This window comes from Caballeronia sp. LjRoot31 (genome assembly GCF_964253885.1).
Lineage (GTDB): Bacteria > Pseudomonadota > Gammaproteobacteria > Burkholderiales > Burkholderiaceae > Caballeronia.
Genome location: NZ_CAXURX020000001.1, coordinates 860,172 through 872,591 on the forward strand (window position 1 = coordinate 860,172; position 12,420 = coordinate 872,591).

12 protein-coding genes are annotated in these 12,420 nt (G+C 61.7%); 9 read left to right on the forward strand and 3 right to left on the reverse strand.

Going from position 1 to position 12,420, the window contains the following annotated elements:
• Positions 1–36: 36 nt before the first annotated feature.
• The 9 genes from ACSQ8V_RS03605 (at position 37) to hutG (ending at position 9,979) form a co-directional block, all read left to right on the forward strand.
• Positions 37–759, forward strand: a complete 723-nt coding sequence (locus ACSQ8V_RS03605; protein ID WP_213762353.1) for an ABC transporter permease — start codon at positions 37–39, stop codon at positions 757–759.
• Positions 760–792: 33 nt separating this feature from the next.
• Entirely contained in the window at positions 793–1,566 is a 774-nt protein-coding gene (locus ACSQ8V_RS03610) for an ABC transporter permease (RefSeq protein ID WP_436204919.1), read from the forward strand.
• Positions 1,567–1,585: 19 nt separating this feature from the next.
• Positions 1,586–2,377 (forward strand): ABC transporter ATP-binding protein, encoded by a 792-nt coding sequence (locus ACSQ8V_RS03615; RefSeq protein ID WP_436204920.1) that lies wholly within the window; start codon positions 1,586–1,588, stop codon positions 2,375–2,377.
• 116 nt (positions 2,378–2,493) lie between these two features.
• Positions 2,494–3,984, forward strand: a complete 1,491-nt coding sequence (locus tag ACSQ8V_RS03620) for an HAL/PAL/TAL family ammonia-lyase (RefSeq protein WP_436206583.1) — start codon at positions 2,494–2,496, stop codon at positions 3,982–3,984.
• 280 nt (positions 3,985–4,264) lie between these two features.
• Positions 4,265–5,947: a urocanate hydratase gene (hutU, locus tag ACSQ8V_RS03625; RefSeq protein WP_436180919.1), complete on the forward strand. Its 1,683-nt coding sequence runs from the start codon at positions 4,265–4,267 to the stop codon at positions 5,945–5,947.
• 2 nt (positions 5,948–5,949) lie between these two features.
• The gene (locus ACSQ8V_RS03630; protein WP_436204921.1) at positions 5,950–6,531 is read left to right on the forward strand and encodes a HutD/Ves family protein; all 582 of its coding nucleotides are present in this window, start codon (positions 5,950–5,952) and stop codon (positions 6,529–6,531) included.
• Between the two features lies 1 nt (position 6,532).
• Positions 6,533–7,759, forward strand: a complete 1,227-nt coding sequence (hutI, locus tag ACSQ8V_RS03635; protein WP_436204922.1) for an imidazolonepropionase — start codon at positions 6,533–6,535, stop codon at positions 7,757–7,759.
• A 22-nt stretch (positions 7,760–7,781) separates the two neighbouring features.
• Positions 7,782–9,167: a formimidoylglutamate deiminase gene (locus tag ACSQ8V_RS03640; protein WP_436204923.1), complete on the forward strand. Its 1,386-nt coding sequence runs from the start codon at positions 7,782–7,784 to the stop codon at positions 9,165–9,167.
• Positions 9,168–9,178: 11 nt separating this feature from the next.
• Complete coding sequence (hutG, locus tag ACSQ8V_RS03645; protein WP_436204924.1) at positions 9,179–9,979, forward strand: N-formylglutamate deformylase; 801 nt, start codon at positions 9,179–9,181, stop codon at positions 9,977–9,979.
• A gap of 158 nt (positions 9,980–10,137) precedes the next feature.
• On the opposite strand, the gene nadB is transcribed toward hutG, so the two are convergent.
• The 3 genes from nadB to rpmB form a co-directional block, all read right to left on the reverse strand.
• Positions 10,138–11,736: an L-aspartate oxidase gene (gene nadB / locus ACSQ8V_RS03650; protein WP_436204925.1), complete on the reverse strand. Its 1,599-nt coding sequence runs from the start codon at positions 11,734–11,736 to the stop codon at positions 10,138–10,140.
• A gap of 236 nt (positions 11,737–11,972) precedes the next feature.
• Positions 11,973–12,140 carry a 50S ribosomal protein L33 gene (gene rpmG / locus ACSQ8V_RS03655; protein ID WP_006478046.1) on the reverse strand — a complete coding sequence of 56 codons (168 nt, stop codon included), beginning with the start codon at positions 12,138–12,140 and terminating at the stop codon, positions 11,973–11,975.
• Positions 12,141–12,151: 11 nt separating this feature from the next.
• A complete protein-coding gene (gene rpmB / locus ACSQ8V_RS03660) occupies positions 12,152–12,385 on the reverse strand; it encodes a 50S ribosomal protein L28 (RefSeq protein ID WP_031359861.1) in 234 nt (77 codons plus the stop codon).
• Positions 12,386–12,420 lie beyond the last annotated feature (35 nt).

A 12,420-nucleotide genomic window follows, 5' to 3' on the forward strand; every position in this document is an offset into this window, starting at 1 on the left:
GCGCGCTCGACGATGTGTCACCGTTGGAGATAAAAGATGAGTCTGGTTCAACTACTCGGTTTCGGCGAGCAAGGGTGGGGCAGCACCTTGCTGCTCGCGCTGCTCATGACCGTGGTGCTGACGATCGCCGCGCTCGCCGTAGGCGCAGTTTTCGGCGCGATGGTCGCCGCCGCAAAACTGTCTCGCAGCCGCACGCTGAGAATTCTCGGCGATGCCTACACCACGCTCTTTCGCGGCATCCCCGAGCTGCTGATCATCTATCTCTTCTACTTCGGCGGCTCGTCGGTGATGACCGCCGTCGGACATTTTTTCGGCGCCGATGGGTTCATCGGCGTGCCGCCTTTCATGGTCGGTGCACTTGCCATTGGCCTGATTTCCGGATCGTATCAAGCTGAGGTGTATCGCTCGGCCGTGCTGGCGGTATCGCGTGGCGAGATCGAGGCAGCGCGGGCCATCGGCATGCCGACGGCAACGTTATGGCGGCGCGTGCTGATTCCGCAAGTCATCCGTTTTGCGTTGCCGGGTATCGGCAACGTCTGGCAATTGAGCCTCAAGGACTCAGCGTTGATCGCCGTGACGGGACTCGCCGAACTGATGCGTACGAGCCAGGTCGCCGCCGGATCGACGCATCAATACTTCACGTTTTATATGGTCGGCGGGGCGTTGTACCTGGTCCTCACTAGCCTGTCGAACCGCGTCTTCGACCGCGCCGAAGCACGTATCGGCCGATCATTTCGCGGCACGCTCGCGCGCCACTGAGCCACCCATACGAACTCCCAAGCGAATCCGACCATGAATATCGATTTCGAATTTCTCGGCGATACGTTCTCCAAACTATTAGCCGCTGTCCCCACCACGCTCGGGTTGTTCTTCGCCTCGCTGATCGTGGGTGGGATGCTTTCTCTTGTGATTGTTGCGATGCGGGTGAGCCCGAACTGGGCGCTCAACCGTTTTGCGCGGGGCTATATCCTGGTGTTCCGCGGCTCGCCGCTACTGATCCAGATGTTCCTCGTGTATTACGGCCTGGGTCAGTTCCCGGCTGTGCGCGAGAGCTTCCTCTGGCCGTTGCTGCGTGTACCGTATGTGTGTGCGATCGTCTCGCTCGCGTTGTGCACGGCTGGATATACCGCCGAGATTATTCGCGGCGGTTTGCAGTCGGTACCGCACGGGCAGATTGAAGCGGCGCTCGCGTGCGGCATGTCGCGCTGGACCGTGTTGCGCCGGATCATCGCGCCGATCACGCTGCGTTACGCGTTGCCGGCCTACTCGACCGAAGCCGTATTGCTCGTCAAGTCGACGGCGCTGGCCAGTCTTGTCACGGTCTGGGACGTGACGGGCGTTGCGCAGCAGATCATCCAGCGCACCTACCGGACGATGGAGGTTTTTATCTGCGCGGCCGCTATCTATCTCGTGCTGAATTTCATCATCGTGCGGGCGCTGGGCATGCTCGAAAAGAAGCTCTCGCCGCACCTGCGCGATCGCAACGCTACGGCGCCGAAGAAGCAGCGTTCACAGGCCACGCTCAAAGCGGTGACCGTCCCCGACAGCCAACACATCGATTCCTGAATCCAAGGGAGAAAACCTCATGAACGTAAGCACCTCCATTGCGCTGTCCGCGACCAACATCCACAAGTCATTTGGCGACGCGCACGTGCTCAAGGGCATTTCCCTCGACGCGCACGAAGGCGATGTGATCTCCATCCTCGGCGCGAGCGGGTCCGGCAAAAGCACTTTCCTGCGCTGTATCAACATGCTGGAAACGCCCGACGACGGTGAAGTGAGACTCGCGGGCGAAGCGATCGAAATGAAGCGTGGCCGCGATGGCCGCCTGCAGCCGGGCAACCGCAAGCAGGTCGACCGGATTCGTTCGCAGCTCGGCATGGTGTTCCAGAGTTTCAACCTCTGGTCGCACATGACGGTAATGCAGAACGTGATTGAAGGGCCGTTGCGCGTGCAGAAACGCACGCGTGCGGAAGCCGTTGAAGAGGCGGAGCAGTTGCTGACGAAGGTCGGCCTCTACGAAAAGCGCGATGCCTACCCCGCGCATCTGTCGGGCGGCCAGCAACAGCGCGTAGCCATTGCACGGGCTTTGGCCATGCACCCCAAGGTCATGCTCTTCGATGAACCCACATCCGCGCTCGATCCGGAACTGGTCGGCGAAGTATTGCGCGTGATGCGCGCGCTCGCCGAGGAAGGCCGGACCATGCTGGTCGTCACGCATGAGATGGGCTTTGCGCGGCATGTATCGAATCGCGTGATGTTCCTGCACCAGGGACAAGTCGATGCCCAAGGCGCGCCCGACGACCTGTTCAACGGCCGCTGCTCGGAACGGTTCCAGCAGTTCGTATCGAGTCATCATTCACGTACTGCTAACTAAAATAGAGCGAGGTTGACGTGTTGGCAAGTTCCTTTTTACCGACGCCATCGATTGATCCTATCGTCATCGGCGCGGACTTGAGTGATGGTTGCGGCAACGAGCGCTCGGCGGCGGCGGTGTCTTCCGTGTGTATCGACAAGCCGCTTGACTGGCGTGGCATTGCCCAGATTGCGAATGGCGCGAAGCTGGTTTTGTCGCCGGGGGCGCGCTCGCGGATCGACCATGCGCGCTCGCTGGTCGAGCAGATCGTCGAACGCCGGATTCGCGCGTATGGCGTGAACACCGGCGTGGGCGCGCTGTGCGACGTGGTGGTGTCGCCGTCGGAACAGCGCGCGTTGTCGCGCAATATCCTGATGAGTCACGCGGTCGGTGTGGGGGAGCCGCTGCGGGGTGAGGAGACTCGCGCGATCATCGCGGCTGCGGTGAACAACTTCGCGCATGGGCATTCCGGCGTGCGCCTCGAACTCGTGGAACTGCTCGTCACGTTGCTCGACAGCGGGTTGACGCCCGAAGTGCCGGCATTCGGCTCGGTCGGATATCTGAGCCATATGGCGCATATTGCGCTGGTGCTCATCGGCGAAGGGTTTGTCCGCGATGACACCGGCCGTATGAGCGCCGCCGGCGCGTTGCAACGGCTGGCGCACGAACCGCTCGTGCTTGAGGCGAAGGAGGGCTTGAGCGTGGTCAACGGCACGCCTTGTGTGACCGGGCTTGCCTCGCTGGCGCTGGCGCGCACTGAGCGGCTGCTCGAGTGGGCCGACACCATTTCGGCGATGTCTTTTGAGAACCTGCGTGGTCAAGCGGCGGCCTTCGATGCCGATTCGCTTGCGCTGCGCATATCGCCGGGATTGTCTTTGGTAGGCGCCCACCTGCGGGCGCTTCTTGCTGACAGCGGCATTATCGCGGCGTCGTTCGGACGCAAGACGCAGGACCCCTTGAGCTTGCGGACGATTCCCCACGTGCACGGCGCGGCGCGCGACGTGTTCGCGACGACGGCGGAAGTGGTGAATCGCGAACTGGCTTCTGTCACCGATAACCCCGTCGTCGCCGGCACGCTCGCGTCGCCGCGGGTGTTTTCGCAGGCGCATGCGGTGGGCGCGTCGATTGGCCTGGCGATGGATAGCCTGAGTACCGCGGTGGCCGAGGTCGCCGCGATGGCTGAGCGCCGCATCGACCGGCTGGTGAATCCGCTGGTGAGCGGCTTGCCCGCTTTTCTCGCCGATAGCGGCGGCACGTGTTCCGGTTTCATGATCGCGCAGTACACGGCGGCTTCACTGGTTGCGCACAACCGGCGGCTTGCAATGCCTGCGAGTCTGGATGGGGGGATTACTTCCGGCTTGCAGGAGGATCACCTGTGTCACGCGACGCCGGCTGCATTGAAGGCTTTGGAAATCATCGCGAATGCCGAGCGCATATTGGCTATCGAGCTGCTGGCGGCGACTCAGGCGTATGACCTGCAACCCGCTGACTTGCCACGTGCGCCTAAAACCGACGCTATCTATAGGAGCGTCCGTGCAGTTATTTCGCGATACCGGGACGACCGGCCATTGGCGGGCGATATCGCCGCAGCCTGGGCGTTCGTCCACGACGCAAACCCCGAGTTTTAATTATCAGGGCCTTGTATAGACAGACCGCGCACGCTCCGTTGCCGCCGATTCTGCCGTTTTTACGCGGGATCGGCGTTGGTCGCGCGGTTTATACCGGGCTGTCAGCGTCGTTCAAGTAAACCCCTAGCCGAATCCCTCTGCCCACCGCTTGCGCTCTGATTTGTTTTAATTCAGACTTGTATATACAACTCGCCGACCAAGCTCCATTGCTGGCTGAAACGCCCCGAGGAATTGGCTGCAAGATACCGAATGTTCACCATCCCGTCCGAGGAGTGCTTTGATGAAAAACCACAACCCGCGTCCCCTGCGCGCACCGCGCGGCACCGAGCTTACGTGCAAGAGCTGGCTCACCGAAGCGCCGTATCGGATGCTGCTGAACAACCTCGATCCGGAGGTCGCCGAGAACCCCGACAAGCTGGTGGTCTATGGCGGTATAGGCCGCGCTGCCCGCAACTGGGAATGTCTCGACAAAATCCTCGAAACGCTGCAACGCCTGGAAGGCGATGAGTCGCTGCTGGTTCAGTCCGGCAAACCGGTTGGCGTGTTCAAGACGCATGCCGACGCACCGCGCGTGTTGATCGCGAACTCCAACCTCGTGCCGAAATGGGCGACGTGGGAACACTTCAACGAACTCGACCGCAAGGGTCTCTTCATGTACGGCCAGATGACGGCCGGAAGCTGGATCTACATCGGCAGTCAGGGAATCGTTCAGGGAACGTACGAAACCTTCGTCGAAGCCGCGCGGCAGCACTTTAACGGCGACTGGAAGGGCCGCTGGATCCTGACCGCGGGGCTAGGAGGCATGGGCGGCGCGCAGCCGCTGGCGGCGACGCTGGCGGGAGCGGTATCGCTGAATATCGAGTGCGACCAGACGCGTATCGATTTCCGTCTGCGTACGCGTTACGTCGACAAACAAGCGAAGGACATCGATCACGCGCTTGAACTGGTCAAGCAGCACACGGCCGCCGGCGACGCTGTGTCGATCGCGTTGCTGGGCAACGCAGCCGAAGTGCTGCCGGAACTCGTGCGCCGCGCCAAGGCGGGTGGCATCAAGCCGGATCTGGTCACCGATCAAACCTCGTCGCACGATCTGATCAACGGTTATCTGCCGGCTGGCTGGAGCCTGGAGAAGTGGCGCGCGGCGTCGCTCGACCCGTCCCAGCACGCTGAGCTAAAGGCCGCCGCGCAACGTTCGTGCGCCCAGCACGTCCAGGCGATGCTCGATTTCCACGCGATGGGCATTCACGCCGTCGATTACGGCAATAACCTGCGTCAGGTCGCTTTCGACGACGGCGTCAAGAACGCGTTCGATTTTCCTGGCTTCGTTCCGGCGTATATCCGCCCGTTGTTTTGCGAAGGCAAGGGGCCGTTCCGCTGGGTCGCGTTGTCAGGCGATCCGGAAGACATCTACAAGACCGACGCCAAGTTGAAAGAACTGTTCCCGCATAACGCAGGCATGAACCGCTGGCTCGATATGGCGCGCGACCGCATCGCGTTCCAGGGTTTGCCGGCGCGGATTTGCTGGCTGGGCCTGGGCGAGCGTCATGTCGCCGGCCTCGCGTTCAATGAAATGGTCAAGAGCGGCGAGTTGAAAGCGCCTATCGTGATCGGCCGGGATCATCTGGATACGGGTTCGGTTGCCAGCCCGAATCGTGAGACGGAAAGCATGAAGGACGGCACGGACGCCGTCTCGGACTGGCCGCTGCTCAACGCACTGTTGAACACAGCAGGCGGCGCGACGTGGGTCAGCTTGCATCATGGTGGCGGCGTTGGCATGGGTTACTCGCAACATGCTGGCATGGTGATCGTTGCCGATGGCACCGACGCAGCACAGAAGCGTCTCGCGCGCGTGCTGGTGAACGACTGCGCGTCGGGCGTGATGCGTCATGGCGATGCCGGTTACGAGCAAGCCATTGAATGCGCGAAGAGCTTCGGCCTCGATCTGCCGTTCATCACGACCTGATCATGGCACTGGCCTTCAGCATTATTCGCGCGGCCGATTTGAAGGCCGTGCCGTGGAAAAACGGAGGCGGTGCGACGCGCGAGATCGCCGCGTCGCCGCCAGGTGCGGCCTTCGATGCCTTCGACTGGCGCGTGAGCATCGCGGATGTATCGGAGGCCGGGGCGTTCTCGGTGTTCGAGGGCATTGATCGCGTGCTGACGTTGATCGAGGGCACGGAGATGGTGCTTACCGATGCAGACGGCCCGCGGCATGTTCTCGCTCTCTGGGATTCGTTCGCGTTCGCGGGTGAAACAAAGATAACGGCAGAATTGCCGCACGGTCCAACGCGCGATTTCAACCTGATGTTGAGGCGGGATCGCGTGTCGGGAAGTGTGACGGTGCGGCGTGATGCTGCAGCGTTGAGCGTGGCGCAAGGCAGCGTTGTGCTGGTCTGCGCGCTCGGCGAATTTGCGGTCAATGGCGAGCGTTTGTCTCAAGGCGATGCGCTTGTTTTTGAGGCCGGCGAACAGGCTTCTTTAAACGTCGAACCGGTTTCGGAAGGAGCGGTTCTCATCGACGCTCGTATTGTTTCGAAGGATCGCTGACATGACCAATAACAGCGTGCAGATCTGGCGCAATGCACGTCTTGCAGCGCGTGCGGATCCGGCAGATGTACTCGAAAACGCGGCGATTGTCGTGCGCGACGGGCGTATCGAATGGTTCGGCGCCGAGGCTGAATTACCGTCCGCGTTTGCCGGTGCTGTAAGCCACGATCTAAAAGGGCGGATCGTGACGCCGGGTCTCGTCGATTGCCACACGCATCTCGTCTACGCCGGAAACCGCGCAGAAGAATTCGCGATGCGGCTTGAAGGGGCGAGCTACGAAGACATCGCGAAACGCGGTGGCGGTATTGTCTCGACGGTGCGCAACACGCGCGCCGCGAGCGAGGACGAATTGTTCGCGCAGTCGCTGCGTCGGCTGGACGCGTTGCTCGCCGAAGGCGTGACCGCGCTTGAAATCAAATCGGGTTACGGGCTGGACCTTCCGACCGAACGCAAGATGCTGCGCGTCGCGCGGCGGCTCGCGGCGGCGCGGCCGGTGACCATTTCCACGACGTTCCTTGGCGCGCACGCGTTGCCGCCGGAGTACGCCGGCCGCGCCGATGACTACATCGCCCATGTCTGCAACGAGATGCTGCCGACGCTCGCGGCGGAAGGCCTGGTCGATGCCGTCGATGTGTTCTGCGAGCGCATTGCGTTCACGCTTGAGCAAGCGGAGCGCGTGTTTGACGCGGCATCGAAACTGAATCTGCCCGTGAAAATGCACGCCGAGCAGTTGTCGCTGATGGGCGGCGCGGCGCTCGCGGCGAAGCATCACGCGTTATCCGCCGATCACCTCGAATTCCTCGACGAAGCCGGCGCAATCGCGATGCGCGAAGCCGGCACCGTCGCCGTGCTGTTGCCGGGCGCGTTCTATTTCATCCGCGAAAAACAGTTGCCGCCGATCGAGCTTTTGCGTCGTCACGGCGTGCCGATAGCGCTCGCCACCGACAGTAATCCGGGCACATCGCCGAGTACGTCGCTGCTGCTGATGCTCAACATGGGCAGCACGTTGTTCCGTTTATCGGTGGCGGAAGTGCTCGCGGGCGTGACGCGTCACGGCGCAAAAGCGCTCGGTCACGCCGATGTGAACGGTGAGATCACCGTTGGCGCGAAGGCGGATTTTGTTGCGTGGGATATCGAAACGCTGGCGGAATTGGCGTACTGGACCGGCCTTGATCGTTGCGCGCTGGTCGTGCGCCACGGGGCGGTGACCGTGGATAAACGAAAATAAGCGGAATTAAGTAGGATTCCACATGAATCGAAATAGCTTGTTTGCCGAACACGCGCGTTTGCAGGACGGATGGCATCGCGACGTGCTGCTGCAATGGGACGATCACGGTACCTTGGTCGCCGTTACGCCGGACAGCACGCAACCGGCTGGCGTGGATAAAGCCAAAGGCCCGGTGCTCGCCGGCATGCCGAATCTTCACTCGCATGCGTTCCAGCGCGCGATGGCGGGGCTCACCGAATATCGCGCGAATCCTGCTGACAGCTTCTGGAGCTGGCGCGACCTGATGTACCGGTTTGCCGCGCGCATTTCCCCGGACAGCATTGGCGACATTGCGCGCTGGCTTTATATCGAGATGCTGAAGGCGGGCTACACGTCGGTCTGCGAGTTTCACTACGTGCATCACGCGCCAGACGGCAATCCGTACGCGAATCCCGCTGAAATGGCCGCTCGCGTGGTCGATGCCGCAGCACAAACCGGCATCGGCATGACGATGTTGCCCGTGCTTTATCAATACAGCGGTTTTGGCGAGCGCGAGCCTACGCCCGGTCAGGCGCGGTTTATCCACACGCCGGAAAGCCTGCTCGATGCCCTCGTTTCATTGCGCTCGACGCAGCCCGAAAATGGCAACCTCCGATACGGCGTCGCGCCGCATTCGCTGCGTGCTGTATCGAAGGAATCGCTGGGCCGTTTGCTCAGCGGACTCGACAGCGCTTTTCCAGGCGCGCCGGTGCACATTCACGTAGCCGAGCAGACGGCTGAAGTCGATGCCAGCCTTGAGACGCTGAAGGCGCGGCCCGTGCGCTGGCTGCTCGATAACTTCGACGTGAACGAACGCTGGTGCCTCGTGCACGCCACGCATGTCGACGAAGACGAAGTCCGCGCAATGGCCGCAAGTGGCGCCGTCGCGGGCCTGTGCCTGACAACCGAAGCCAATCTCGGCGATGGCATTTTCCCCACGCATGCGTACCTGAACGACGGTGGACGGTTTGGACTCGGCTCGGACAGCCATATCGCCGTCGACTGGCGCTCAGAGTTGCGCTTGCTTGAATACGGACAACGGCTGACACGACGCGAGCGCAACGTGCTGGCATCGAACGAACAGGCGCACGTCGCCGATCGTCTCTTCGACGCCGCAGGCCGAGGCGGCGCCAGCGCCACCGGCCGTGCGGTCGGCGCGCTGGAAGCGGGGCGCCGGGCGGATTTCATCGTGCTCGATCCAGATCATCCGGCGATTGCCGGGCATGCACCGGACGCGTGGTTATCGGGCGTGGTGTTTTGCGAACACGGCGAGACGCCGGTGCTGGATGTGAGCGTTGGCGGGAAGCGCGTGGTGGAGGCGCGGCGGCATCGCGATGAAGGAGAGGCGTTCGGGCAGTATCGAAACACGCTGGCCGGATTGCTCAAATAAAGGACACGCCTGTGACGGATCAAGTTTTTACGTTGAAGCGCGGCACTGCGCCGCTGCTGATTTCGATTCCCCATGCCGGCACGCAGATTCCCGCCGACATAGCTGCGTCCATGACGCCGATCGCCCGCGAAGTCGATGACACCGACTGGCATCTCGAACGTCTCTACGCGTTCGCAGTGGAGATGGGCGCGTCGATCCTCGTGCCCGCGAATTCGCGTTACGTGATTGACTTGAACCGTCCGCCGGATGGCGCGAATCTCTATCCGGGACGCGATACGACCGGCCTGTGTCCCGTCGATACGTTCAACAGCGAGGCGCTGTATCCCGCAGGCGCTGCGCCTTCGGATGCGCAGATCGCCGAGCGTCGCGAGAAGTATTGGCGGCCGTATCACGATGCGCTGACCGAGGAACTGGCGCGCTTAAAAGCCGCGCATGACAAAGCATTGCTGTGGGAAGCACATTCCATTCGCTCACATGTGCCGCGTTTCTTCGACGGCAAGCTTACTGACTTCAACTTCGGCACGGCGGCCGGGGAAAGCGCGGTTGCGGGTCTCGCGGAAAAGCTCGAAGCGATGGTGGTCGGGCAGGGTGCTTACACGGCTGTGGCTAACGGCCGCTTCAAGGGCGGTTACATCACGCGGCACTACGGAGCGCCGCAGGACGGCATTCACGCGGTGCAGCTTGAGTTGTCGCAGGTGACTTATATGGAAGAGACACGGCCGTACGCCTATGACGAAGCCCGCGCCGCACGGGTCGCGCCGTTGATGCGGGATCTGGTGCAGTGCGCGCTGGATGCGGTACGTTCGACGTAACCAGGCGCGGTTCAAATCGCCCGCTGCCCATTGCTCCCAGGCAGAAACGAAAAAGCCATTCCAATTCGTGTTGGAATGGCTTTTTCGCTTTTTCGCTTTTAGCTAACGGGCTGTTGCTGCATATCCGCTATCGCAGTGCAATCCGCGATTCCTTTCGTTCAAATTCCCCTGCGTCTCACAGCCGGCGGCGTCAATACAGTCGGCAGCGCCTTCGGCAAGGTCTCCGGCCAGTCGCGGCTGAAGTGCAAACCGCGGCTCTCGCGCCGTGAGCATGCGCTTTCCACAATCAGCGACGCGACATCAACAAGATTCCGCAATTCAAGCAGGTCGCGGCTCACCTTGAAGTTCGCGTAGTACTCGTGGATCTCGTCACGCAGCAGCGCTATCCGATGCTGGGCGCGTGCAAGCCGTTTATCGGTACGCACAATGCCCACGTAATTCCACATCAGCCGCCGCAACTCGTCCCAGTTGTGCGCGACCACGACTTCCTCGTCCGGATCGGAGACGCGGCTTTCATCCCAGGCAGGCAGGGGGGCATGGCCGCTCGCCGCGAAGCCGTCCTTTTCCATGGCTTGCGCCGCCGCGCGCCCGACCACCAGGCATTCGAGCAGAGAGTTGCTTGCCAGCCGGTTCGCACCGTGAAGCCCCGTGCACGAGGTCTCACCCACGGCATAAAGGCCGGCGCGATCCGTGCGGCCGGCCAGATCCGTCACCACGCCTCCGCACGTGTAATGCGCGGCCGGCACCACGGGAATAGGCTGTTTCGTGATATCGATACCGAACTCGCGGCAGCGCGCAAGGATGGTGGGGAAGTGCTCCTGAAGGAACGCTTCCGGCTGATGGCTGATGTCGAGATACACGCAGTCAATACCGCGCTTCTTGATCTCGAAGTCGATCGCCCGGGCGACGATATCGCGCGGTGCAAGTTCAGCGCGTTCGTCGTGGGCGGGCATGAACCGCGTGCCGTCGGGCAGGCGCAGGATGCCGCCTTCGCCGCGTACCGCTTCCGAAATCAGGAAGGACTTCGCATACGGATGGAACAGGCAAGTCGGATGGAACTGGATGAACTCCATGTTCGATACCCGGCAGCCGGCGCGCCACGCCATCGCAATGCCATCGCCGGTCGCGGTATCCGGATTCGTGGTGTACAGATACACCTTGCCTGCGCCCCCGGTCGCGAGCACGGTATGCGGCGCCTCGATGGTGACGGTACGTCCGCTCGCAAGATCGAGCGCATAAAGTCCATGACAGCGATGCCCGGGCAACCCGAGCCGCTCGGACGTGATCAGGTCGATGGCGTGATGATCTTCCAGGACCGTGATGTTCGGATGATTGCGCACGCGCTCGTTGAGCGTGGTGACCACGGCGTGACCGGTTGCATCGGCTGCATGAATGATTCGCCGATGACTATGACCGCCTTCACGCGTCAGATGAAAGCCGAGTTCGGCGGACAGATCCTTCGTGAACGGCACGCCTTCGCTGATCAGCCATTCGATGGCCGCCCGCCCGTTTTCCACGATGAATCGGGTAGCGGCCTCATCGCACAAGCCACCACCGGCGATCAACGTGTCGCGAACGTGGTTGTCGATACTGTCGGCTGAGTCGAGCACGGCCGCGATACCGCCCTGGGCCCAGTCGCTGGCGCCTTCGCTTACGCTGCGCTTGGCGAGGATGGCCACGCGCCGGGTGTCCGCCAGATTCAGCGCCACGCTCAGGCCCGCTAGCCCGCTGCCGATAATTGCCACGTCGAAATTCATCCCGCCCTGTCTCCGTCAATTTTATCCGCTGCGACTTTCGGGATTCACGCCGGTGGCATGTAGAAAGCCTGGTCGGTAAGGATAACGCGTGCCACGCTACGCGGCCACTTGGCCGTTCGGCCAGTAGGGCGAACAGAGCGCACGAGTTCGGCCGGACAGGAAGGATGCCGGCACCAAAGCAAAAAGCCTCGCGTGAGCGAGGCTTTTTGTGATGCTGCAGCGAAAGAGACCGGATCTTATTTGATCTTGGTTTCTTTGTATTCAACGTGCTTGCGGACAACGGGATCAAACTTCTTGATCGCCATCTTTTCCGGCATGTTGCGCTTGTTCTTCGTGGTCGTGTAGAAGTGACCCGTTCCTGCGGTCGATTCCAGCTTGATCTTGTCGCGTGCGCCCTTGGCCATGTTCCTGCTCCTTAGACTTCGCCACGTGCGCGCAAATCTGCGAGCACGGAGTCGATGCCGTTTTTGTCGATCAGACGAAGGCCGGCGTTCGAGAGACGCAGACGAACCCAGCGGTTTTCGCTTTCAACGAAGAAGCGGCGATTTTGCAGATTGGGCAGGAAACGACGCTTGGTGCGGTTGTTCGCATGGGAAACGTTGTTGCCGCTCATCGGCCCCTTCCCGGTTACTTGGCATACACGTGCCATGAGAGCACTCCTAATACGCTTTAATTCTGAGTTCG